21 protein-coding genes are annotated in these 24,081 nt (G+C 69.3%); 13 read left to right on the top strand and 8 right to left on the bottom strand.

Translation table 11 applies throughout. The features are described from left to right. Nucleotides 1–144 precede the first annotated feature (144 nt). Together ACX9TP_RS43940 and ACX9TP_RS43945 are read left to right on the top strand one after the other, a co-directional pair. Nucleotides 145–2,526 carry a carbohydrate-binding domain-containing protein gene (locus tag ACX9TP_RS43940; protein ID WP_482976675.1) on the top strand — a complete coding sequence of 794 codons (2,382 nt, stop codon included), beginning with the start codon at nt 145–147 and terminating at the stop codon, nt 2,524–2,526. Then, entirely contained in the window at nt 2,523–4,196 is a 1,674-nt protein-coding gene (locus ACX9TP_RS43945; protein ID WP_482976676.1) for a DUF1501 domain-containing protein, read from the top strand. Before ACX9TP_RS43940 ends, ACX9TP_RS43945 begins: the two co-directional genes overlap by 4 nt. A 77-nt stretch (nt 4,197–4,273) precedes the next feature. On the opposite strand, the gene ACX9TP_RS43950 is transcribed toward ACX9TP_RS43945, so the two are convergent. Further along, the gene (locus tag ACX9TP_RS43950; RefSeq protein ID WP_482976677.1) at nt 4,274–4,510 is read right to left on the bottom strand and encodes a SelT/SelW/SelH family protein; all 237 of its coding nucleotides are present in this window, start codon (nt 4,508–4,510) and stop codon (nt 4,274–4,276) included. Nucleotides 4,511–4,710: 200 nt separating this feature from the next. Between ACX9TP_RS43950 and ACX9TP_RS43955 the strand changes: the two genes are divergently transcribed. Further along, on the top strand, nt 4,711–6,153 hold the full coding sequence (locus ACX9TP_RS43955; protein ID WP_482976678.1) for a pyridoxal phosphate-dependent decarboxylase family protein: 1,443 nt from the start codon (nt 4,711–4,713) through the stop codon (nt 6,151–6,153). A gap of 21 nt (nt 6,154–6,174) precedes the next feature. Here the strand turns inward: ACX9TP_RS43955 and ACX9TP_RS43960 are convergent, their stop codons facing one another. Together ACX9TP_RS43960 and ACX9TP_RS43965 are read right to left on the bottom strand one after the other, a co-directional pair. Then, on the bottom strand, nt 6,175–7,290 hold the full coding sequence (locus ACX9TP_RS43960; protein ID WP_482976679.1) for a serine hydrolase domain-containing protein: 1,116 nt from the start codon (nt 7,288–7,290) through the stop codon (nt 6,175–6,177). Between the two features lie 166 nt (nt 7,291–7,456). Then, nucleotides 7,457–8,353: a hypothetical protein gene (locus tag ACX9TP_RS43965; protein ID WP_482976680.1), complete on the bottom strand. Its 897-nt coding sequence runs from the start codon at nt 8,351–8,353 to the stop codon at nt 7,457–7,459. Nucleotides 8,354–8,658: 305 nt separating this feature from the next. Between ACX9TP_RS43965 and ACX9TP_RS43970 the strand changes: the two genes are divergently transcribed. From ACX9TP_RS43970 to ACX9TP_RS43980, 3 genes are all read left to right on the top strand, one after another. Further along, nucleotides 8,659–8,832, top strand: a complete 174-nt coding sequence (locus ACX9TP_RS43970) for a hypothetical protein (protein ID WP_482976681.1) — start codon at nt 8,659–8,661, stop codon at nt 8,830–8,832. Nucleotides 8,833–8,915: 83 nt separating this feature from the next. Next, nucleotides 8,916–10,436: a tetratricopeptide repeat protein gene (locus tag ACX9TP_RS43975; RefSeq protein WP_482976682.1), complete on the top strand. Its 1,521-nt coding sequence runs from the start codon at nt 8,916–8,918 to the stop codon at nt 10,434–10,436. A gap of 117 nt (nt 10,437–10,553) precedes the next feature. Then, a complete protein-coding gene (locus tag ACX9TP_RS43980; protein ID WP_482976683.1) occupies nt 10,554–12,344 on the top strand; it encodes an amidase in 1,791 nt (596 codons plus the stop codon). A gap of 56 nt (nt 12,345–12,400) precedes the next feature. Here ACX9TP_RS43980 and ACX9TP_RS43985 read toward each other — a convergent pair whose 3' ends face one another. Continuing rightward, nucleotides 12,401–13,198, bottom strand: a complete 798-nt coding sequence (locus ACX9TP_RS43985; protein WP_482976684.1) for a VOC family protein — start codon at nt 13,196–13,198, stop codon at nt 12,401–12,403. A 426-nt stretch (nt 13,199–13,624) separates the two neighbouring features. Here ACX9TP_RS43985 and ACX9TP_RS43990 point away from each other — a divergent pair, with 426 nt between their 5' ends. Further along, complete coding sequence (locus tag ACX9TP_RS43990) at nt 13,625–14,182, top strand: SRPBCC family protein (RefSeq protein WP_482976685.1); 558 nt, start codon at nt 13,625–13,627, stop codon at nt 14,180–14,182. Nucleotides 14,183–14,669: 487 nt separating this feature from the next. Here the strand turns inward: ACX9TP_RS43990 and ACX9TP_RS43995 are convergent, their stop codons facing one another. After that, on the bottom strand, nt 14,670–14,999 hold the full coding sequence (locus ACX9TP_RS43995; protein ID WP_482976686.1) for a PKD domain-containing protein: 330 nt from the start codon (nt 14,997–14,999) through the stop codon (nt 14,670–14,672). Between the two features lie 446 nt (nt 15,000–15,445). Between ACX9TP_RS43995 and ACX9TP_RS44000 the strand changes: the two genes are divergently transcribed. After that, nucleotides 15,446–15,925, top strand: coding sequence for a VOC family protein (locus tag ACX9TP_RS44000; RefSeq protein WP_482976687.1), 480 nt, complete (start codon nt 15,446–15,448; stop codon nt 15,923–15,925). Between the two features lie 54 nt (nt 15,926–15,979). Here the strand turns inward: ACX9TP_RS44000 and ACX9TP_RS44005 are convergent, their stop codons facing one another. The 3 genes from ACX9TP_RS44005 to ACX9TP_RS44015 form a co-directional block, all read right to left on the bottom strand. Then, nucleotides 15,980–16,348, bottom strand: a complete 369-nt coding sequence (locus ACX9TP_RS44005; protein ID WP_482976688.1) for a spore germination protein GerW family protein — start codon at nt 16,346–16,348, stop codon at nt 15,980–15,982. Between the two features lie 616 nt (nt 16,349–16,964). Beyond that, nucleotides 16,965–17,399 carry a hypothetical protein gene (locus ACX9TP_RS44010; protein WP_482976689.1) on the bottom strand — a complete coding sequence of 145 codons (435 nt, stop codon included), beginning with the start codon at nt 17,397–17,399 and terminating at the stop codon, nt 16,965–16,967. Between the two features lie 175 nt (nt 17,400–17,574). Next, complete coding sequence (locus ACX9TP_RS44015) at nt 17,575–18,432, bottom strand: SIR2 family NAD-dependent protein deacylase (protein WP_482976690.1); 858 nt, start codon at nt 18,430–18,432, stop codon at nt 17,575–17,577. 246 nt (nt 18,433–18,678) lie between these two features. Here ACX9TP_RS44015 and hflK point away from each other — a divergent pair, with 246 nt between their 5' ends. From hflK to ACX9TP_RS44040, 5 genes are all read left to right on the top strand, one after another. Continuing rightward, on the top strand, nt 18,679–19,752 hold the full coding sequence (gene hflK / locus ACX9TP_RS44020) for an FtsH protease activity modulator HflK (protein ID WP_482976691.1): 1,074 nt from the start codon (nt 18,679–18,681) through the stop codon (nt 19,750–19,752). Then, nucleotides 19,749–20,687, top strand: a complete 939-nt coding sequence (hflC, locus tag ACX9TP_RS44025) for a protease modulator HflC (protein WP_482976692.1) — start codon at nt 19,749–19,751, stop codon at nt 20,685–20,687. Before hflK ends, hflC begins: the two co-directional genes overlap by 4 nt. A gap of 16 nt (nt 20,688–20,703) precedes the next feature. Continuing rightward, a complete protein-coding gene (locus ACX9TP_RS44030) occupies nt 20,704–21,594 on the top strand; it encodes an RluA family pseudouridine synthase (RefSeq protein ID WP_482976693.1) in 891 nt (296 codons plus the stop codon). 48 nt (nt 21,595–21,642) lie between these two features. Further along, complete coding sequence (locus ACX9TP_RS44035) at nt 21,643–21,801, top strand: hypothetical protein (RefSeq protein ID WP_482976694.1); 159 nt, start codon at nt 21,643–21,645, stop codon at nt 21,799–21,801. Between the two features lie 189 nt (nt 21,802–21,990). Further along, entirely contained in the window at nt 21,991–23,955 is a 1,965-nt protein-coding gene (locus ACX9TP_RS44040; RefSeq protein WP_482976695.1) for a hypothetical protein, read from the top strand. Nucleotides 23,956–24,081 lie beyond the last annotated feature (126 nt).

Raw genomic sequence — 24,081 nt, forward strand, 5'->3', positions numbered from 1 at the left:
TCCCTACCTGTCCGCCCTGCTTTCGGCTGAAAATTTCCAGAGTTCTTGCGGGAATTCCTGAGCTTCGAGACGCAACCCCCTGGTTGAGAACGCGACAATCATGAGACCCTTGGGTCACCCCCCACCCCCCTTCCTGGAGGGCTCATGCGCGCATCCCCCCTGCGCCCGTGGTGCCGTGCCCTCGCTGTGCTCGTGCTGTCCACCGCCGGCTGTTACGGCCAGGCGTCCCTCGATATGCAGGGCGACGGGCCCAGCGACGAAGACCCGCCGGTGCAGCAGGACGGCTCCCTGGACTGCGACCTGGACGCCGTCCCCCAAAGCGTGACGCTGCAGGGCATCGCGGAGGACTTCGCGCGGACGGTGCACCCGGCCATGGTGCGCGAGACGTCCGGCTGCATCTCCTGCCACGCCACCACCACCGCCCGCCTCTTCAAGGTGAGCTACGAGGGCGTGGAGACGTTCTACGCCGCGCGCGCGGCCGGCTTCATGAAGCCGGTGTCCGGCTCGCTGCTCTCGCGCCTCGTCACGCTCGACGAGGCGGTGCGCATGCCCCGGGGCGAGCCGGCGTGGAGCAAGCAGGAGATTGCAGACGTCGCCCGCCTCACCTGCCAGGTGGCGGCGGTGGAGGCACGCCAGCCCGCGGCGAAGCCGGACGAGGAGTTCCCCCCGGCCCTGCTCCAGCCCTACACCGGTCCGGCGGTCGCCACGTATGACAACCCCTTCCTCGGCTTCGACCAGCTCAAGGGGAAGGTGAAGTCCGTCTTCAACGACACGTGGGTGCGCGGCGGCGTGGACCGCTTCGCGAAGAACGTGGGCCTCTTCGGAGGCGTGGACTACAAGGACCACTTCGTCGAGGCGCGCGCGGCCACCGCGGACTTCTTCCTCGGCCTGGATGACCTGGCCCGCGACGTGTGCCTCGTGGCGGCCACCAACAAGACGGGCCCCTTCGCCGGGCTGGACCTGGCGCAGCCGCTGGTGGACGTGCCCGCCCCCACGACGAAGCAGTACGAGATGGAGGCCGCCGCGCGCGCGGACGGCACCATCCCCGCCGGCACGCAGATTCTGGCCAGCACCGGCGGCAAGTCGGGCAGCACCGGGTGGAACCTCTACACCACCGGCAGCCTCTCCACGGCCCAGCCCTACCCCTTCCCCACCGGCAACACGTACCGCTTCACGGTGAAGGCGAAGGGGGATTTGTGCGGCCCGGACCTGCCGCACCTGCAGCTCAAGGTGGACGGCGTCGTCGTGAAGGAGTGGGACGTGCCCAACAACACGGCCTACGCGGACTTCGTCCACTCGCAGGGGGTGGCGGCCGGCGGCCACGTGCTGTCGGTGCACTTCACCAACGACTACGGCGAGTCCGGCGTCTGCGACCGCAACCTGCACGTGGACGCGCTCCAGGTGTACGGCCCCACGGAGGCCTCCACCGGCACGCAGCGCGCGGACGCGGCGAAGGCGAAGGTGGACACCCTCTACCGGCGCATGCTGTTCCGCGCCGCCACCGCCACCGAGCGCGCCAACGGCTACACGCTGGTGAGGGACCTCAACGACTTCGAGCCCAACCTCCCCAAGGCGTGGAGCGGCCTGTGCGAGGGGCTGATGCGCGCCCCCGACTTCCTCTTCACCCTGCCGCCCTCCTACGAGGCCCTGAGCGGCAAGGAGCGCGACAGGCTGCTGCTGGTGAAGCTGGCGCAGGACTTGACGGGCCGCCCGCCCACCGCCGCCGAGTTCACCGCGCTGGAGAGCGGCGCGAAGTCCTGGGAGGACATGGTCGACGCGTACCTCGAGTCGCCCGACTTCCAGACGTACTACTTCCAGCGGATGCGGGTGCGCACGGAGAGCGAGGGCACGCCCGACACGGACGAGCCCGCGCGCCTGTGGACGCACCTCGTCCTGGAGGAGAAGCCCTTCCAGGAGCTGCTCACCGGCGACTACTCGGTGGATGACGGCTTCCAGCAGGTGGCGCGCACGCCGGAGCACGGGAAGACGGGCGTGCTCACCATGAAGGGCTTCATCAAGAACAAGCCCGGCCTGCCGCACTACAACTACGCGGCGCGGGTGATGACGGACTTCATGGGCGCCCTGTACGAGGTGCCCTCGGAAGTGTTCGACATGCGCGGCGCCGCGACGGCCGCCTCCACGGTGGACCCCAACAGCATCTGCTTCGCCTGCCACCAGACGCTCACGCCGCTGGCGCACCAGCGCCTCAAGTGGGACGACGAGGGCAACTACCGCACCACCGACATCGAGGGGAAGCCGCTGGACGACAGCGACCGCGGGCTGGTGGGCGTCTACGCGTACAAGGGCCAGGGCATGGAGGCCTTCGCCACGCAGGCGGTGAAGAAGGAGGCCTTCGTGCGCCGCACCCTCAATGCCCAGTTCGCCCTCTTCTTCGGCCGGGAGATGCGCCACACGCAGGACGAGCGCGTCGTCTACAAGCGCCTCTGGGACGTCAGCCAGGAGAGCGGTGGAAACCTGAAGGCCGTGCTCAAGGCCGTCGCCACCTCACCGGAGTACCTGCGATGAACCGCCGCCAATTCCTCGCCGGCGCCGCCGCCGGCACCGCCATCAGCGCCCTGGACTGGCTCCGCTTCTTCCGGGCCTTCGGTGTCCCGGGCACGAAGAAGGAGCTGGGCCTGGCCGAGGCCGCCGCCGCCGAGGCCACCAACCCGCACTTCCTCATCTACTGGTTCCAGGAGGGCGGCTGGGACGGGTACAGCATGTTCAACCCCGTCCACACGCCCAACGACGGCGTCCGCGTCATCCCCGCGGGCGAGCTGCGCCCCGTCCCCTCGTGGAGCCAGCACCTCTACCGGCCCAAGAGCTACGGCACCTCGCCGCTGGACCCGCCGAAGACGCAGGGCAACATCCAGTACGGCTACCTCGCGCAGGACGGGCTGGAGCTGTTCCCGGACCTGGCGGTGGTGTCCAGCCACAACGGCAACACGTTCCACTCGGGCGGCCGGTGGGAGTACCACTACGGCAAGTACAGCGCGTCGCTGTCCGGCAAGCGCAACGCGGACGAGCGCACCGTCATGCAGGCCTTCTGCGAGGCGTACGGCAACGGCTTCCTGCTGCCGCACGTGTCGTGGCACCGGTGGCTGTCGGACGGTGAGCTGTCCATCCCGTCCTACCCGGACGGCACCGGCTACTACGAGCGGCTGGGCCCGGTGCACGCGCACACCATCTACGGCAAGACGCCGGCCGCCATGCGCGAGCGCCTGTCCTCGCTGGGCAGCGTGGCCCAGGGCCAGCGCGACGCGCGCATCCGCCAGTTCACCGACAACCTCCAGCAGAACTTCCTCGACGAGAAGAACAGCGAGTCGGTGAAGGCCTTCGCCTCCGCGCTGGAAATCCACCGCTCGCTCACCGCGGGCGGCACCATCAACCTGGACCCGCGCACCCTCTTCACCGACAGCGCGCTGCGCGGCGAGTTCGGCATCACCGCGGCGGACGAGGCCACGGACTCCTCGTCCATCAACGGCAACCCCGCCCGCTCGAAGGAGACGCCCAACACCAACGTGCAGGCGCTGATGACCTACGAGCTGATGACGAAGGGGCTGTCCATCGGCTTCTTCATCGAGAACCGGGGCCTGCGCCACTTCGACTCGCACCGGGACCGCCGCTTCATCATGAGCAACAAGGGCCAGGCGGACCAGCGCGACACCATGCGCCGCAACCTCTGGCTGCCGCTGAAGACGCTGGTGTCGAAGCTCAAGTCCACGCCGTACGGGACGACGGGGAAGAGCTACTACGACTTCACCACCATCGTCCTCGCCTCGGAGATGGGCCGCACCATCTCCGGCGACGTGGAGTCCATCCTCGCCAACTCCGGCCTGACGGACACGCAGAAGTACGACGAAATCCTGGCCCAGGACTGCTGCCAGCACTGGCGCGTCAGCAGCGCGGCCTTCCTGGGCGGCACCGTGCGCGGCAACACGCAGTTCGGACGGGTGGGCAGCAAGTCCCTGGAGGGCATCCCCCTCATGCCGGACGGCACGTTGGACCCGGCGTATGACCCGGACACCGGCCTGCTCGTCCCCGGCCGCACCAAGAGCACCAGCAGCTTCATCACCGACGCGGGCCACCTGTACGCGACGGCGCTGCACCTGTCCGGCCTGGACCCGGCCGCGCTCAAGTCCGCGGGCAAGGGGCGCAACGACAGGCCCGCGCTGAAGTTCATCAAGAAGCCCTGAGGCCCGTGCATGACGGACGCGGCCGGCAAGCCCGTGAGGGACGTGCCGGCCGCGAGCCTGGGCTTTCCGTCAGCGGACTACCGCCCCAGCACCTTCGACACGGCGTCCACGATTTCCTGCTCGGTGGGGAACGCCAGCGTCTGCTTCTTGATGACCACCTTGCCGTCCACGGCGACCTCGTAGATGCCCGACGCGCCCGGCTTCAGCTCCGCTTCCAGGTCCAGCTCGTCCTTCAATACGGCCGCCGCACGGGCGGCCCGGGGCTTGTAGCCTCAGGAGTTGCAGTACGTAATCGACACCTTCGGGTCGGCCATGGTGGGGCCTCCTTTGCGTGTGCAGGGGGCGCACGGCGCGTGCGCCCGCGCCCCTGAATTAGTGCGTCGCCGAGCGCCACGCCAGCCCGCCTGCCCGCCTGCCCTCCTTGCCCGCTCAAGAGCCATCCTGCCGGGAGCGTCCCGAAACGGGCGGAGGGGCATTCCCCCGATGGTAGCGGCGCGGCTAGCTTCCGCGCGCCATGACGGACTTCCGGGAGCGGGTTGCCGCCGCGTACGACGCAGAGACGTTCCGCCGCGAGGGACACCGGCTGGTGGACACCCTGGCGGGCTACCTCGCCGGGACGGAGCGCGGCGAGGGGCCGGTGCTGCCCTGGGCGGCGCCCGCGGTGAACGTGGACCGCTTCACCGCCACCTTCCCCGAGGAGCCCCAGGGCGACTTCGCGGACCTGGTGGCCCGGGTGCTGTCGGGCTCCAACCACCTGCACCACCCGCGCTACGTGGGCCACCAGGTGTCGGCGCCGGTGCCGCTGGCCGCGCTGTGCGACGCGGTGTCGTCGCTGCTCAACAACGGCATGGCCGTGTACGAGATGGGCCCCGTCTCCACCGCCATGGAGCGCAACGTGCTGCGGTGGATGGCGGCGCGGCTGGGGCTGCCGGAGAGCACCGACGGCGTGCTCACCTCGGGAGGCTCGCTGGGCAACCTCACCGCGCTGCTGGCCGCGCGGCAGGCGAAGGCGGGCTACGACGCGTGGAACCAGGGCGCGCACGCGGGCCCTCCGCTCACGGTGCTGGTGGCGAAGACGGCGCACTACTGCGTCTCCCGAGCCACGCGCATCATGGGCTGGGGCGAGGGCGGCGTGACGCCCGTCGCGGTGGACGAGCGCTTCCGGTTGAGGCCCGAGTCACTGGACGCCGCCTTCAAGACGGCCACGCTGGCGGGGCGCAAGGTGATTGCGGTGGTGGCGAGCGCGGGCTCCACGGCCACGGGTGCGTTCGACCCGCTGGAGCCGGTGGCGGACTTCTGCGAGCAGCGGGGGCTGTGGTTCCACGTGGACGGAGCGCACGGGGCGTCGGCGGTGCTGAGTCCCACGCACCGGCACCTGGTGCGCGGCATCGACCGGGCGGACTCGGTGGTGTGGGACGCGCACAAAGGCCTGCTGATGCCGGCGCTGGTGACGGCGGTGCTCTTCCGCGACGGGGCGCGCTCGTTCGAGGCCTTCGCGCAGGAGGCCAGCTACCTGTTCCACGGTGACGGCGAGCGCCCGTGGAGCGACGTGGGCCTGCGCACCATGGAGTGCACCAAGGAGATGATGGCGCTGAAGGTGTACGCCTGCCTCGCGGTGCTGGGGACTCGGTTGTTCTCGGACGCGGTGACGGAGTCGTATGAGCAGGCGGGGCGCTTCGCGAAGCGCCTGGCTGCCTCCGGCGACTTCGAGGTGGCGGTGCAGCCGGACTGCAACATCATCTGCTTCCGCCACACCCCGGCGCACGTGCCCGCGGAGGAGTGGGACGCATTGCAGGCGCGGCTGCGAGAGCGACTGGTGACGCGCGGGGATTTCTACCTCGTGCAGACGAAGCTGCCGAAGGGCGTGTACCTGCGCGTGACGCTCATCAACCCGCTCACCACCGACGCGGACCTGGACGGGCTGATGGACGCGCTGAGGGCGGCCGCGCGGCGGTGAACCCACCGCCCGCGAACGGGCTCAGGGGCGTGACGCGCGTTCCAGGATGGGCACGAGCACCGCGGCCAGGTCCCCCATCACGTTGGTGAACCCCGTGACGTAGCGCTCGGTCTCGGGCACGTAGAGCATGAAGCTCTGGTAGCCCGCCGTGGTGCCCAGGTGCCCGACGGAGACAGCCCCCTGGGACTCGAGCTGCATCACGCCGAGCCCGTATCCGACCAGCCGGGACTCGGGCTCGGGTGCCGCCTGAAACGAAAGCATGGCGTTCAGGGTGTCGGCGCGCTCGAACAGCGCACCGGCGCGGAGCTGTTTCCAGAAGGCGGTGAGGTCGAAGGCCGTGGTCACCAGGGCGTGACCGCCGGAGGCGCCGGCCATCGAGGGGTCCACGTCGGTGAAGTCCATCAGCGCGTCGTCGAACGGGACGTACCCCCGCGCGCAAGACGCCGCGCAGCCCGCATCTCCCGGCTCGGGCAGAAGCGTGTGCGAGAGCCCGGCCCGCGCGATGACCCGCTCGCGGACGACCTCGCGCCAGCTGCGACCTTCCGCGGCCGAGAGGATTTCGCCGAGGAGCACGTAGTTGGTGTTCGAGTAGCCGTACATCGCCCCGGGAGGGAAGGCCGGCGGTTGTGCTTCGGAGATGCCGAGAATCTCGTCGAGCGTCCAGACGTGCTCCGGGTCGGCCATGATGGCCTGGGTGGTCTCGTCGGTGACCCACTCCGGGACGCCGGAACGGTGACTGAGCAGCATGGCCACGGTGATGGACTCCGCATTCGCGATATGGGCCGTCACACTCGCGGGCAGCCGCTCCGTCAGGGTGTCGTCCAGGGCGAGCACGTTCCGCTCGACGGACTGCAGGACGGCGGTGGCGACGAAGGTCTTGAGGATGCTGCCGGCGCGAAAGGAGTCCTGCGCGGACATTGGCAGCTTCCGCTCGACATCGCTGAGACCGGCCACGCCTGACCAGGACGGGCCATTGCGCGAGGAGACGACCAGGACGACGCCGGGAGTCACACCCTTGGCAACGGCGTCGTCGAGAGTGGCCTGCAGGTCCGCGTGCAGCGACGACGTGGGCTCGTCGTCGTCACTGCAGCCACTGACCGCTCCGGCCATCCCGAGGAGCAGGACGATGGAGAACACCGCGTGCGACAGACGCGGACGCCGTGTCCCGCAGCCGCCATCCGCATGAGGACGCGCCTCCGACGGTGGAGCGAGCACACCCTCGTGCGAAGCATCCTGTCTGACTTCGAGACTTCGAGCATTGGCGATAGACATGCCAATGCAACACCGTCTGCAGGTGTGTGTGTCACCCGCTCGACGCGGGAACGTTGGAGGCCCCTCCGCGGCCCAGGCCCACCAACAGCCCGATGCCGCACCATGCGCCGAGGATGGGGCTGACTCCCATGCCCACGAGCGGAACGGGGAAGGCTCCGAGACAGGGCGCCAGCGCGCAGAGTGAGAGGTAGACGGTGAGCCCTATCGCCGCCGCTCGGGAGACACCGGCTGCGGCCAGCGGAGACAGGACCGCGCCGGCCAGCGTCAGCACCGCCAGCAGCGCCAGGGCCGGAGACGTCTCCAGGGCCAGGCCGATGATGCCCTCGACCTCGGGCACGGGCTGAAGCGGATCCGGGCGGAAGACGGCCACCACCGCCGCCGCCACGGGGATGACCGCCGCCATGAGCCTGAAGGATTGAGGCAGCGGGTGGGCGAGCAGCACCGCGATGACGGCGCCGGCCAGCGCCACCGCCTGCGAGGCATCGGGCTGGAGCGCCAGGATGATGGCAAGCACCGGCGCCATGAGCCACAGCGGGCGTCGTCCCAAGGCCACGCCCGCCCAGGCGACGAGCGCCATCGGCAGCAGCAGCTCCGCGGCGTTGAGCCTCACGGGGCCGATGGCAACCCACCGGTGCACGCCCGAGAGACCACCGCTGAAGAGCGTGGCCGCAATCGCCACCGCGGCCAACGGCAGGATGACCCGTGCCGCGCGCGGCGTGGCGGTCCTGGCGAGCACGGTGGCCAGGAGGGCGCCAACAATCCAGGCGCCAGCGTTGCGCGCCCACAAGGTTGCCGGGACGGCATGAGCAGCGGCCACGAGGCAGCCGACGAGGACCGCGCCGCCCGAAGTCGCGGCGAACAGGACAGCCGCCCGGCGTGGCAAAGCGCTCGGCGGGTCGCTCGTCATCAACGTCTTCAAGGGGCTCACGTGCGGGGACTTCTACCGCGTGCAAATGAAGCTGCCAAAAGGCGGCCTGCGGAATCTCTGCATCATTTCTGGCCGAGTCGGCTCATTGGATTTGACGGCAACGGGCAAGCCGCGTGGCTGACGCTCGTCGAAAGCCGTCCACAGCTGTCACTCACCCTGTCTGACACGGAGCACGTATGCGGATGCTGATGAAGTCCCTGATGACTGTCTCGGCGGTCCTTTCCCTGTCGCCCACGGCTGCCCTGGCCTATCCACGGCAGTGCTCCGAAATCTGTCAATACAGTCTGTGCGGGGAGGAGTGTGCCGTGGGCCCAAGCACGTGGATGACGTGTGGCGACTACGCTCCCACCTGGTGCCATGGCGTGGTGGCAGACCCCACCGACCCCACGGCCTCGGTGACCCCGGACGACGCCGGCCAGGCCGATGACGCCTCGCAGGTCTGCAGCGAGGATGTTCACGCCACCCTCGCGGAGAGCTGAGTCACCGGCCTGTTCACCGCGAGCCCGGCATCCACGCCCGGGCCTCGCGCCTCCTGGCAGAAGAACGTTGGAAGGAGTCCCTCATGAGTTCCAGCATGGCATCCGGCGCCAGCCAGCAGGCCTACGCGCTCTACGAGAGAGGGCGCGACATGGCGCGGCAGGGGGACGACCCCAATGCACTCCTCGCATTGCAACAGGCCCTCACGCTCCTCGAACAGACGGGAGACCTGGAGAACCAGTCCAGCACCCTCGACCTCATGGCCCACGTCCTGACCCGGAGCGGAGACGCCGCACGCGCCCTCCAGTGCTGGCGTCGGGCGCTGGAATTGGACACGACACTGGGCAACGTCCAAGGCCAGGGCCACACCCTCATGAACATGGCAGGCGCCATGGCCCGGTTGCAGCAATACTCCCAGGCCATGGAGGTGTGCCGGCAGGCGCTCCCGCTGCTCGAGCGTGTCGGCGATCCCCAAGGCCAGGCCGGCGCGCTCTCGCTCATGGCAAGGATTGCGCAGTCTCAGGAGGACCTGGACGGCGCCCTGGGGCACTGGCAGGGGGTGCTGGAGCTGAGCGACACGCTCGGCAGCGACGAGGCCAAGGCCACCGCGCTCCACAACATGGCGTTGCTCCATTCCCAGCGGGGCGACGGAGCCCGCGCCCTTTCCCTCTGGCGGCAGACCCTCGGCATCTTCGAGCGGCACGAGGACGTGGAGAGCCTGAGCAGCGTGCTGGCCTCCATGGCCCAGACCGCCGCCGGCCAGAAGGACTTCACCCAGGCCATCGCGCTGTATCAGTACAAACTGAAGCTGCACGAGAAGACAGGAGATGTCGGGAGCAGGGCCTCCACGCTCCAGCTCCTGGCTCGCGTCTTCGACGAGCAGGGGGACGCCCCCCGCGCCATCAAGGTGCTGGAGCAGTTGCTGGAGTTCTACGAGCGGCACGACGACCCCGAGAACAAGACCGGCGTGCTCGTCGCCCTGGGCCGCATCTGCTTCCATCAAGGCGACCGCAGCCGCGCGGTAGAGTTCTGGCAGCGAGCGAACGAGCTCATGGAGAAGTCCGGCGCGTTCGAGCACCAGGCCATGGTGCTCGGCCACACCGCGAGCTACATGGCCTGGGCGGGCGATGTCTCCGGCGCGTTCGAGCGATGGAAACAGAAGCTGTCGCTTCACGAGAAGCTCGGCGATGCCCCGGGGCAGGCTGACACGCTCAACTCCATGGCGGACGCCGAGGCCGGGCGAGGCAACAGCGTCCAGGCCCTCGAGCTCCTGCGGAAGTCGTTCGCGCTCCTCGACGGGCTGGACGATGAGCTCGGCAAGAGCGAGGTCCTGGCCAGAATGGGCAACATCCTGCTGGAGATGGGCGACCCGGCCAGCGCCCTGAAGCACTGGGAGCGAGCGCTGGAGCTCCAGAAGCACAGCGACAGTGCCAAGGCCCGGTCCATCACCCTCTCGAACATGGGCATGGCCCTGGCCCGGCAGGGAGACGTCACCCGGGCGCTCCTGTTCTGGCAGCAGGCACTCGAGCTCTTCGAGCAGTTGGGGGACGAGGATGGCAAGGCCGCCACGCTCTTGAACATGACCCGCTTCACGGCCCCGACCTGAGGCGCCCCGAGCGCGCGATACAGAGAGCGGTTCTCGCCACAGCCCTTCCGGTTCAGGGCCTGCTGAGGAGTGGTGGCACACTGCGCGTCCCCCGTCGCTCTCCCGTGAGGATGCGCCATGGCCAGCTCCCGTCGGCAGTTCCTGTCCACCACCGTGCTCGGACTCGCAAGCACTGCCGCCGCCGCGGCCTCGGACGGAGGCACGCCCGCGCCCGCCGGGGCACCGCCCACCTTCGGCGCGGGCCCCACCGTGGGCCCTGAGGTGAGCCCCGCCACCTTCGCCGAGGCGGAGAAGCTCATGCAGGTGCAGCTCAGCCCCGCCGAGCGCGCCCAGGCCGCCGGCAACTGGCGCGTCTCCATGGCCCCCCTGCACGAGCGCCGCACCGGCCCGCGCAAGCTGCCCCTGGAGCCCGCGCTCGCGCCCGCCTCCCAGTGGAACCCCGCGCTGCCCGGCGCCGGCGCGGGCCCCGCGAAGGACCGCCTCGTGCGCAGCCGCGGCGCGAAGGTGGCCCTGCCCGCGCGCGACGAGGACATCGCCTTCGCGCCCCTCACGCAGCTGTCCCGCTGGGTGGAGTCGCGCGCCCTCACCTCCGAGCACCTCACCCAGCTCTACCTGGAGCGCCTGCGCCGCTTCGACCCGAAGCTGAAGTGCGTCATCACCCTGACGCCGGAGCTGGCGCTGGCGCAGGCCCGGCAGGCGGACCGCGACATCGCGGCGGGGCGCTACAAGGGCCCGCTGCACGGCATCCCCTGGGGGGCCAAGGACCTGGTGGACACCGCCGGCATCCCCACCACCTACGGCGCCGAGCCCTACCGCGACCGCGTCCCCACCGAGGACGCCGCCACCGTGGCCCGGCTGCACCGCGCGGGCGCCGTCCTGGTGGCCAAGCTGAGCCTGGGTGCGCTGGCGCTCAATGACATCTGGTTCGGCGGTGAGACAAAGAACCCGTGGCTCCTGGAGGAGGGCTCCTCGGGCAGCAGCGCGGGGCCGGGCGCGGCGACGGCGGCGGGGCTCGTGGGCTTCTCGCTGGCCAGCGAGACGGGCGGCAGCATCATCGCCCCCGCCATGCGCTGCGGCGTCACCGGCCTGCGCCCCACCTTCGGCCGCGTGCCGCGCACCGGCGCCATGACGCTGAGCTGGTCGCTGGACAAGCTGGGGCCCATGACGCGCGGGGTGGAGGACAGCCTGCTGGTGCTCGCCGCCCTCAGCGGCCCGGACGCGGGCGACGTGGCCAGCGTCCCCTGCCGGCTGGACTTCGACGCCACCGCGGGCGTGACGGGGCTGCGCGTGGGCTACGTGCCCGCGTGGATGCAGGAGGCCCCCGCCACGGACGTGGACCGCGCCGCGCTGGAGTCGCTCCAGAAGCTGGGGCTCACACCCGTGCCGGTGCAGCTCCCGGACTGGCCGTACTCCACCCTCAACGTCATCCTCTTCGCGGAGGCCGCGGCCTCCTTCGAGGACCTCACGCTCGGCCACGGCGTGGACGCGCTGAAGATGCAGGTGCCGGACGCGTGGCCCAACCTCTTCCGCCAGGCCCGCTTCCTCTCCGCGGTAGACTTCGTCCAGGCGGACCGCCTGCGCCGCAAGGTGGCCCAGGAGATGGCCCGCGTCATGTCCCAGGTGGACGTGCTGCTCGTCCCCTCCCTGCGCGACGAGGCCCTCACCATCACCAACCACACCGGCCACCCGTCCCTCACCCTGCGCACCGGCTTCGTGGAGGTGTCCCGCGCCCGCAGCGACTGGGCCCCGGACCCGAAGCGGCCCCTCCCCACCTTCGCCCCGCCCCGCCGCGTGCCCCACGGCGTGACGCTCGTCGGCCGCCTCTTCGACGAGGGCACCCTGGGCCGCGTGGGCATCGCCCTGGAGCGCGCCGCCCACGTCGCCGGGGAGCGCCCGCCCGGCTTTTGAGCCCCACCCGGCGCCCCGCGGGTTTGATGGACGGATGAGTCCGCCGCGAACTCGAATCAAGGACCGCCGACGACGCCGAACGACGCGCCTTGTGGGTCCATTGCGAGGACGACCCAGTCGCCACCCGGCACCTGATGCGGTTCCATCAGGACCTTGCCGCCGTTCGCTTCAATCGCGCGCCTCGCTTCCGCGGCGGACTTCACGCCGAAATAGAACACCCAGGAGGCAATCGGGCTGTGCTCGGGCTTCTGCATGATTGCGCCGAGCCGGACGCCCTCGTGGTCGAAGAAGCAGTAGTCACCCATCTCCCCCATGGGCATGGTGTCCTTGAACTCGAAGTGGAAGTGCTTCGCGTAGAACGCCTTCGCGCGCGTGAGCTCCGGGCTCGCGAGCTCGTTCCACCGGACGCGCTGCTCGGCCTTCGTGTCGAACACATCGCTCTTCGCCTCGGGCTTTCCCGGCGGCGGGATGGGGCGCATCACGTAGAACGGCGTCCCCATCGGGTCCGCGACCATCGCGATGTCGCCCACGGGAATCGACATCTTCGGCATGTACGTTCGGCCACCATCCGCTTCGATGGCCTTCACCGCGGCGTCCACGTCACTCACGTGCAGATAGCCGAGCCAGGTGGTCGTCGTGCCCTGCGCGCACATCTCCGGCGTCAGCTGCAGCACGCCGCCCGCCATGCCGCCATCGCCGCGGCCGATGCCGCGGTAGTCACGGCCACCGGGCGCGTTCGGATCGGCGTGGTCCGGAATCTTCCAGCCGACGACGGCGCCATAGAACTTCGCCGCGGCGTTCGCATCGGTGGTCATCAATTCGTACCAGATGAAGCTGCCCGGCTTGTGAGCCATGTCGTGCTCCTTGCTCGTTGTCAGGCTGCCGGCGACTTGCCGAACAGCAGGCTGAGATAGTTCTTGAGGTGCGCGAGCGAATCAATGAGCGGTTCCACCTCGGCTCCCTCCATGCGCTTCAGCAGCGCCACCCTCGCCACGTTGTCCATGACGAGGGCGCAGAGGAGGAAACGCGCGTGTCCCGGCGTGCGTCCCAGGCATTTTTCCAGGGGGGTTGAGGTGGGTGGACGGATGAGGCTGCACCGCCTCCCCGACTCGAGCCCCCCTCGCGGAGGGGGTTTTCATTTCCGGGCAGGTAGGGATGGGAAAATGGCGTGGAATCCCGCTGGGTTGGGCGGGCGGCGAAAATAAATCACCGGCGTGTCGATCTCCCGGGGCCCTGCTCGTCGCCGTGTTGAAGGCAGCAATCACACAGGAGACCCGCCCATGCTCAAGAAGCTCGGAATCGCCGCCGCCATCCTCGTCGCCGCCCTGGTCGTCTTCGTCGCCACGCGCCCGGACCACTTCCACATCGAGCGCAGCGCCCAGCTCAGCGCGCCCGCGGACGCCACGTTCGCGCTCATCAACGAGTTCCGTCAGTGGGAGCAGTGGTCGCCCTACGAGAAGGCCGACCCGAACCTGGTGAGGCTCTACGATGGCCCCGCCTCGGGCCCGGGCTCCGTCTATACGTACAAGGGGAACAGCGACATCGGAGAGGGCCGGATGACCATCGTCGAGAGCCGACCCGGCGAGCTGGTCTCCATCAAGCTCGAGTTCCTCGCGCCCTTCCCGGCCACCAACCAGGCGAAGTTCAAGCTGGAGCCGAACGCGCAGGGCACCCGCGTCACCTGGAGCATGGAAGGGCCGAACACGCTGATGGGCAAGGTGATGTCGCCTTTCATGGAGGGGTTCATCGGCGGGAGCATGGAGCAGGGCCTCGCCGCCCTCGACACCGCCGCGCAGGCCGAGGCGAAGAAGCGCCAGCAGACGGCGCAGGCGAAATAGGCCGGCGCCCGTCCGAGGCTCGGTGGCGCGCCCTCCCCTCCGAGCGCCAGGCATCTCGCATGCACCCACACCGCGCAGAGGATTGGCTCCGTGCTGACCGCTGCGTGGGCGCCATACTCGCCTCCCACGCTCCGGCTCTCTAAAGCCACCTGGCTCCATAGAGCGTCGGGCACCAGCTCTCGCTTCGTGCCCAGAGCATGGGAACGGCCCCGTCCTACGCTAGGGCTCATGAAAAGCGCTCCAACCCGCTTCAGCCTGCCCCCCAGCAAGCGGGCTCGCATTCCGTCTGCACGATGCGCTCCAGGAGCGCCTACCGCTATGGAATCAGGAAGGAGTCGTTCTGCGGGAGCATTTCTCATCCTCGGAGAGTGGCACCTCCTGCCCGCTGCATGTCGTCACCCGTGCTCTGGGCCCGCACTCCTGCCTTGGCGTCCATCCATCTTTCGATAACAGAATGGATTCGAGTTGGGAGGTGCTGCTCACTCCGCTACCTTGATGCGACAAGCCGAACTTCACTGGCAGCATGGCGCCGAGCTGCCGGGGCTTGCCCATGGGGGGCTCGAATGCCGAAGCCGTCGTTCTTCTCGACCGCCAGGTTCACCAGGTACGGGCCGTTCCCACTGAAGGTGATTCCATTCGGATGCGGTTCCGTCGACTCGCGGGGCGTCGCGTTGACACCGAAATCCCATCGGTAGGAGATGCCCGTTGAGCCGCCCGTGTATTCGAAGTCGAAGCCCGTTCCCTGGCGCACGCTTCGGAAGCCCGCAACGGGCACCGGGTCCCCATTGAAAAGGGTGTTGCTCACCTTGTTGGTCATCACAGCCGGGTTGCTATCGAAGAAGATGGCGGCCCCGCTATCGATGACAGTTCCGTCGACAAAGGGGCGCTTGAGCTGAAGGCCCCGGGCGCTCCGGAGCGCAGCCGGCCGCGAGGACTCCAAGCAGGACGCCCTGGAAGAAACGGAGCGGGGCACGACGGCGGGCACTTCAGGACATGGGGAGGCATCCTTTTCATGGCGGGCCGCGGCACATGCGCGCGGCGGATTGCTGGGAATGTGTCAGATGAGGCGCCGGGTGGATCTCCTCGGCACGTGTGCGGTGTGCGCCGCGGGGCACTACGGCCCACGGAATGCCCATGGCATGCGTGTGGAATGAGCCTGGAGGGTCACCCTGCCCATCCGGCCCTCGTGTTATGGCAGCAGGCGCATTGCTGCTGTGTTCCCTGCATGCATGCGCCCATCCGCCCTGATTCGGGAGAAGCGAAATGGTCAGCAAGAATACGATTTGCCTTTGGTTCGACGGCACCGCGCTCGAGGCCGCGACGTTCTACGCCAAGACGTTTCCGGACAGCGCGGTGCGGGCGGTCCATCGCGCGCCCAATGACTTCCCTTCGGGCAAGCAGAACGACGTCCTGACGGTCGAGTTCACCGTGATGGGCATCCCCTGTCTGGGCCTGAACGGAGGGCCGGCGTTCAAGCACAGTGAGGCGTTCTCGTTCCAGGTCGCGACCGACGACCAGGCGGAAACCGACCGCCTGTGGAACGCAATCGTCAACAACGGCGGCCAGGAAAGCGAATGCGGCTGGTGCAAGGACAAGTGGGGGCTGTCCTGGCAGATCACGCCACGCGCACTGACCGCGGCAATCGCCGACCCCGACCGGGCAGCCGCCAAGCGCGCGTTCGACGCGATGATGACGATGCGGAAGATCGACATCGCCACCATCGAAGCGGCGCGACGAGGCTGACGCTCACGGGCCGGCAGGGCGCCGCGCGCGCCCCTGCGTGGAGCAGCCGGGTTCTCAGCGCGCGCTCAGGATGCGGTGCATGCCGAAGAGGAGGAGCGCCGTGCCCACGAGCCATTGCGCTCCCCGCACGATGCGGTTGACGTCCACGGCGGGGACCCAGGTGACATTGCCCTCGCGGATGACGAAGGCGCCCGCGGGCCTGGCCTTCAGGCCGAAGCCACCGCCCGAGCCGCTTGCCTTCGGGGCCTCGCCCTCCGCTCCGGCCTGCTGGGGAGCCAGCCCCTCGCCACCCCCGCCCCCACCTCCGCCGACCACCAGGGCCGCGGGAATCAGGGTGACGCCCTCCTGCTGGATGGCGTCCCCATAGACGCGCTTCACGGTGATGCTGTCGCGGGCCCGGTCCATGACCTCGTTGACGTCCATGGCTTCCTCCCAGGTGGATGTCGGTGTCCTCACGGCGTGAAGTGAGCACGGTGCCGCATGATGACCCGTAGGGCGTGTTGCCGGGCCGTGGGGCGACACGACGGCCCGGGGCTCTCACCGTGGCAGGGCCTCCAGGGGGAGGGCCCCTGGAACGCCTGGCTCACTCACCAACAATCGCCGCAGGCGTAGAGCCCTGTCGGGCCCGCGTCGATGAAAGCCGAAGCGGACTGACAATAGAGGTGCTCCACATTGTAGGCCCCGGGGCCTCCCGAGTAGTAACAGGGGGCCTGCCACTTGGCGAGCATCCTGCATTGCCAGACGTAGGTGGGGGTGTATCCCTCGGGACACGTGGGCGCCAGCGATTGATTCTGCTCGGTGAGAGGAGTTTCTGGGGCCTCGCCACTGCTCGGCTCCACACCGCCACAGCCGGTCAACACCCCCGCGACAATCAGCGAACCGACAACGAGAACGCTTCTTCGCATGCGGCCTCCAGAGTCCTTCTCGGGTTGGACACCGATGTGCACGGTAACGGACCTGTTCCTCACCGGGCAAACCCACCTGTAACCGTGTTTCTGTTGACACCCCAATTCTCCTGGCACAACGGCCTCCGTCGCACTCAGGGCGCCACGCGCGCCGCGGCCTCGGAGTGGTCGAGGAAGTCCAGCAGCATCTCCTCGTGGGCCGGACTGCGTCCGTGCGTGCCGTTCACGATGCCGCTCCAGTAGAGCCGGATGAAGTCCGCGGTGATGGCGGGCGTCAGCGCGTTCGTCTGGACCAGGTGCTCAAGGTAGGCCTCCGAATCCCGCTGCACCCCGGCCTCGGGGTTCCGGGCGTCCTCCTGCCAGCGCCGCTCTCCCGTGGCCGGGTTCCGGATGCGGTTCCGGCTGAAGAAGGTCTCGCTCAGGTCCCGGTGGTTGTCCTGCGTCACGTTCATCGAGAGGCCCTCGTTCTGCCGGCTGTTCCGGCCGAGGTCGCGGTCCCTGCCCGTGCCCCTCATATCGATGAGGTTCCCCGCTGACTGGCGCGCCTGCATGGCGCGATTGGACAGCATGTGGTCCCCCGTAAGTTCGCGGACGCCGCGGCGGATCATCGACCGCGCGCGGGCCTGCGCCTCGCGCAGCTCGCCCTCCAGCCGGGTGCGCTCCGGCCCCGTGGCCCAGCGTGCGTCCCAGGTATTTTTCAGGGCGGTGGAGGTGGGTGGACGTATGAGGCGGCACCGCCTCTCCTCATGGAGGGTCTCCGGATTGGGAGCCCTGCTCCAGTTCCTCCCCAATCCCTTTCAGGGCCTCCAGGGCCTTGAGGGGAAGGCGAATGCCGCCCGCGGGCACCTGGGGCTCGCGGACGTTGATGCGAATGAGCGTTCCGCCGTGGCCCGCCGCGATGGACTCGCAGAAGTTGCGCACGGAGGGAATGGCCGTCCCGGCGCCACACTCGATGATGGCCAGCCTCCCGGGCCGCACGGCCTCCAGCCACGCGTCGAGCCGCTGCTTCTGGGTGCGCGAGCGGGAGCCATCCCATCCCCAATCCCCGAACATGAGGATGTTGGGCCGCAGGAGCGAGCCGCAAGTCGAGCACCTGGGCAGGGGCTGCCGGGCCCGGAAGGTCTCCGGGTCCACCTCCACGGAGTAGGGCGTGGCGGGGGTGATGCCCGGGCACGCGCCGCCCAGGCACTGAACGAAGTGGATGGAGCCATGCACTTCGAGGACGCGCTCCTCGGGGAAGCCGGCCTTCTGGAACTGGCCGTCCACGTTGGAGGTGAAGACGAAGGCCCCGTGGCGCATGCGTGAGCCCCAGGTGCGCAGCAGCTCGAAACCCGGGTGGGGCACCGTGGCCCGGTACAGCCCGAGCCGGTGGCCGTAGAAGCCCCAGGCGAACTCGGGGTCTCTCTCGAACCACGCGGGGTTGGCCATCTCGGCGAACTCCAGGCCGAGCTTCGCGTAGGCGGGGTAGGCCTTCCAGAAGCCCTCGGTCCCGCGAAAGTCGGGCAGGCCCGAATCCACGCCCATGCCCGCGCCCGCACCGATGATGAGCGCGTCTGCGGAGCGGAGCACCTCGGCGGCACGGCGGAACTCCGACTGGGACATGCGAACCTGCCTTCTGCCCGGAGGGCTCCTGTGTGAACGACAGGCGAAGCATACCGGACGCTCCGCCCGCGAAGCCCACGCCTCCCAGACGCACCTTGCCGCATGTGGCCAGGGTCCCCCTGCCCGACGGGGGGCTCGAGCCCACGCCTGGGTGGTGGACTGACAACCGGTTCCGACGGCAGGAGCGTTCGGGATTTCGGATGCCTCCGCTTGCAAGTAACCCCTTTGAAGGCCAAAGACTGAGGCATGTCATGGCCCCCTCGCATCGTCAGCCCCGCCCCCGGAGGGCAGGAACCTTCACACCCCCTTCGTGAGCTTCGACGGCTGCTGGGTCCTTTTCTCGGGCGCCCGCTCCTCTTCGTCCTGCTCGGCCTGGTGGGGATGGTGGGGTTGCTCACCAGCTATGCGCAGGTGGAGCCGGACGAGGTCGGCGTCATCCTCCGGCTCGGCCGCTTCGTCGGCACCGTGGAACCGGGGCCCCACTTCCGGCTGCCGTTCTGGGTCGACCGGATAGTGAAGGTCCCCGTGCAGCGGCAGCTCAAGGCGGAGTTCGGCTTCCGCACGGAGCCGGGCAGCGCGCGGAGCGCCTCGTCCACCTACGCGGAGACCTCCCCGGACCTGCAGCGCGAGTCGCTGATGCTCACCGGGGACCTCAACGTCGCCGTGGTGGAGTGGATCGTCCAATACAAAATCAAGGACCCGTACAAGTACCTCTTCAAGGTGAAGAACGTGGAGGCCATGCTGCGGGACATCTCCGAGGCCTCGATGCGCGCGGTGGTGGGCGACCACTCAGTCAACGAGGTCCTCACCACCGGCCGCCAGACGGTGGCCACCCAGTCCAAGCTGCTGCTCCAGGACCTGGCGGACCGCTACGAGACGGGCGTGGACATCCAGCAGGTGGTGCTCCAGGACGTCAACCCGCCAGACCCCGTCAAGCCCTCCTTCAATGAGGTGAACCAGGCCATCCAGGAGAAGGAGCGCGCCATCAACGAGGCCTATGCCGAGCGCAACCGGGCCATTCCCCGCGCCCGCGGCGAGGCGGAGGAAGCGCTGCGCGCCGCCGAGGGCTATGCCATCGAGCGGGTGAACCGCGCCCGCGGCGAGGCCGACCGCTTCGCTCGCGTCTACGAGGAGTACCGCAAGGCCCCGGACGTCACCCGCCGCCGCATGTACCTGGAGACGGTCAGCCAGGTCCTCCAGGGGGCGGGACACAAGGTCGTCGTGGACGAGTCCCTCAAGGGCATCACCCCCCTCTTGCGGATGGACGGGGAAGACCCCGTGCCCGCGAGCGCCAGCCATAAGCCGGAGGCCCAGCGATGAGCCGCGTCACCCTTGTCGTCGCCGTGGTTGCCGTGCTCGCCCTCGTGGTGGGCTTCTCCAGCACGTACACGCTGACCGAGAACGAGCAGGCCGTCATCACCCGGTTCGGCCAGCCCCAGGGCGGGGCAATTTCCGAGCCCGGACTCCACGTCAAGCTGCCGTTCGTCGACACGGTGAACCGCTTCGACAAGCGCTGGTTGGACTGGCGGGGAGACCCGAACCAGATTCCCACCAAGGACAAGAAGTACATCTGGGTGGACACCTTCGGCCGCTGGCGCATCGTCGACCCGCTGCGCTTCTTCCAGCGCCTGCGCGACGAGCGCAACGCGAAGTCCCGGCTCGACGACATCATCGACGGTGAGACGCGCAACACCATCGCCTCGTTCGCCTTGATTGAGGCGGTGCGCTCCACCAACCGCGCGTTCGAGGACGACGAATACGTCACCGAGACGGAGCGTGGCGAGTCGCTGGAGCAGGTCGCCCAGGGCCGGGACAAGCTCACCCGGCAGATTCGCGACCGGGCCGCCGACATCGTCAAGGAGTTCGGCGTGGAGCTGGTGGACGTGCAGATCCGCCGCATCAACTACGTCGACGAGGTGCAGGTGAAGGTGTTCGAGCGGATGATTTCCGAGCGGCGGCGCATCGCCGAGCGCTCCCGCTCGGAGGGCATGGGCCGCGCGGCGGAGGTCCGCGGCCAGCGGGAGCGAGACCTCAAGGAGATTCGCTCGGAGGCCTACCGCAAGTCCCAGGAAATCACCGGCAAGGCCGACGCCGAGGCGACGAAAATCTACGCGGACGCGTTCGGCAGGGACCCGGAGTTCTACCAGTTCATGCGCACCCTCGAGGCCTATCCCCAGGTGGTGGACCGCTCCACCTCCCTGCTCCTGGGGAGCGACTCCGAGTTCTACCGGTACCTGCGCAGCTCGAAGAAGTAGGCGGAAGGGCGCCCCGGTGCGGCTCAATGAAGGCTACGTGTACCGCGAGCAGCTCGGGCGCCGACGGGGCCCCAGCGCGCTCGCCCACCTGACGGACCGGTACCGTCACTCCTCCGAGTCCGAGTGGCGGGCGCGCTTCGAGCAGGGCGAGGTGCGGCTGGACGGCGTCACCGCGGCGGGCCATGAGCCCCTGCGAGCGGGGCAGTGGCTGTGCTGGCACCGCCCGCCGTGGGAGGAGCCCGACACGCCGCGGACCTTCGAGCTCGTGCATGAGGACGCGGAGCTGCTCGCCGTGGTGAAGCCGCCCGGGCTGCCGACGCTGCCCGCGGGGGGCTACCTCCAGAACACGCTGCTCACCCTGGTGCAGGCGCGCTGGCCCGAGGCCGTCCCCATGCACCGGCTGGGTCGGGCGACGTCGGGCCTGGTGCTCTTCACGCGCACCCACGACGCCGCCTCCCGGGTGGCGAGCAGCTGGCGCGAGGGCCACGTGCACAAGCGCTACCGCGCGCTCTGCGTGGGGCTCGCCGCCCATGAGGACTACGACATCCGCGCGCCCATCGGGTTGGTGCCCCATCCCCGGCTGGGCGAGGTGCACGGTGCGAGCGAGCGGGGAAGGCCTTCCCACAGCACGGCCCGGGTGCTGGAGCGGCGCGCCGAGCACACGCTCTTCGAGGTGGACATCCACACGGGGCGTCCCGAGCAGATTCGCATCCACCTGGCCTTCATCGGCCACCCGCTCGTGGGAGACCCGCTCTTCGCCGCGGGGGGGCTGCCGCGGGCCGACAACCCCGGGCTCCCCGGCGACGGCGGCTACCTGCTGCACGCCGAGTCGCTCGCACTCGTGCACCCACGCTCGGGCGTGCGTCTCGAGCTGCGCGCCCCGCCTCCCGTCGCGCTCTGCTGCTAGCGGCGGGCAGAGCGGGGCTTCAAGTCCCCGGGCGTCGACGGCGCGACCATGCCGTCCGGGTTGCAATCGCAGTCCAACTACAACAACTCCGGCCTCTTCGGAGACTGGACGCGGCTGTACCTCTCCAGCACGGGTGACCGCCAGCCCATCACCATCCAGCCGTCGACCTCCGCCGGACAGTCCTGGATTCTCCGCACGGTGCAGTGAGAGGTGAGAAGCGTGCCCTCCAATCAGCGGAGCGGTACCGGCCATGGGCCAGCGCGGAGCGTTTGAGCAGCAGTTGACGGCTCCTCGTTCTGTTGCTGATGTCGGGACGCTATCTGCATCTGCAGCTTCGCAGCCGGCAGGTCTCGTCCCGACGCATCCAGTGAGCCAGGACATACGAAAGGTGCGGCGATGCAACCGACCCGTTCCAGGGCGCGCCTCTCCGGAGCGCGCGCCATCGCGACCACGCTCGCCTTCATATGCGCCGCCTGTTCGAGCGAACCGCCGGAGCGCCCTCCGGCCAGCGCTCCGAGCCTCGCGGTCATCGGACCGCCCGCCGCGCAGCCGCCTCCTTCGCCAGCGCCCGCCGCGCAGCCGCCTCCTTCGCCAGCGCCCGCCGCGCAGCCGCCTCCTTCGCCAGCTCGCGAACCCACGCTGCTGCTCTCTGACCCCGCGGAGCTGATCATCCTGGAGCGGCAGGGGCTGTCCTTTGGCCAGCAGTTGGGCGCTCCGGCCGAGGACGCGCAGAGCCTCCTCACATCGCCACGGTATGCGTCCTTCGTCTCGGTCATCGAACGCGACCTTGCCGAGCTGTCCGCTCGGGACGGCGTCGCGCTCAGCCAGTTCCCGCTCGATGCCAAGCGCCTGAACTACGTCTTCGATCCAAAATGGCTGCGCTCGCCCCGCGCGCGCTTCCAACTGGTGGGCGTGGTCAACCGGCTCGATATGCGCTTTTCCACTCCCAAGGAGTGTGGCCAGCTCCGGCTGATATATCGCCTCTCATTACAGCCGGAAGGCCGGCCCGTCGTCCGCCTGCCAATGACTGTCAACGTCATCCGGCCGTTGCCCATGGGCCCGGGCGGGAGCTGCAGGGAGATCGCCCGGCAGTGGCGCGCGCTGCCGGCGAACGCCTCCGAGCGAAACGCCGCGGTGGGGCGGATGGTGACCCAACTGCCGCCCATGAGCCACCTCGAGACGAACTTCCAGAACCTGCACGGGCCGGGAACCCCCGAGGCGGACGACCACGCGGAGTACGTCCTCAGGTCCTTCGACGTGAGGCCGGATCGCCTCGTCCCACGGCCGCTCCTCAACACGCCTCGGGCGGACCTCAACCGGGCGGAGCGCAAGGCGCTGGCGGACTGGATTACGAAGAGCTTCATGGACATCGACGCCGGGCGCTCCGTCATTCCAGACAGGTTCCTGGCCACGCGGGCCATCTCGGTGAGTCCCCGCGGGCTCTCCAGGCCCGCCAATCGCGTCTTCAGCTCCCTCTTCAAGGCAGAGGTCGACTCGGGAGCGTTCGCGGCTCTCCCCTATGCCAAGGCGAAGCTGGTTCGCTCCCCGCGAGGCCTGCTGCGAAGGCTGGACGGCTTCACGTGTACAGGCTGCCATCAAAGCCGTGCCGTGGCGGGCTTCCACCTCCCCGGCGAGGAGCGAGATCCGGACCAGACGTTCAACGCCCTCGCGGTCGGCGTCTCGCCGCACCTGCACGAGGAGCTCGGCTGGCGGGCACGGATGCTCGCCAGCGTGGCGGACGGGACAGCCTTCGCTGAGCCGCGACCGTTTCCCGAACACGCCACCTCGGCCGGCGGCTACGGCTCGCATTGTGGGCTCGGAGATCCAAGCTTCGCGGACTGGACGTGCCAGGCCGGGTTCGAGTGCCGCGACAGTCACCACGACGAAGTCGGGTTCTGCGCGCCCGAGCTCCGGACCTCCGGCGACGCGTGTGAGAACGCGCGGGTGGTCGCCCGCCCTGGCGCGAGCGGCGACCAGGTTGTCGCCGAGCCGCCCGAGGTGTGCCAGGGCGAGCCCCCGGATGCCATTCCGTGTATCGCCAATCGCTACGGGTTCCCGCTCGGCGCTTGCTCCGTGGCGTGCGCCAGGCCCGGCGTGCGCTCGGGCTCCTCGGTGTGCGCGCTGACGCTCGTCTCCGGCTATGAACAGGTCTGTTTTCCGCTGGAGGAACCGCTTGAAGACTGCGTCCGGAAACGAGGGCTGTTGGCAGCCATGACGACGCGCGCCTGTTCCGTCGACGAACCCTGCCGCGACGACTACAGCTGCAGCCGTTACCCAGGCAGCGCCCCTGGAACAGGGGCTTGCGTGCCTCCATACTTCTTGTTCGACTTCCGGGTCGACGGGCCCAGGCTGGACCGCTGACTGACTGTCGGCCTCGACAGGACCCCAGCGAAGGCGTGCTCACGGGTGATAGCGACCCCAGGGCCAGTGACTGATTGAGAGACACCACTGTCCGGAACGGGAGCGCCCGCGCGCGCGGGACAAAAC

This window comes from Pyxidicoccus sp. M15 (assembly GCF_056858435.1).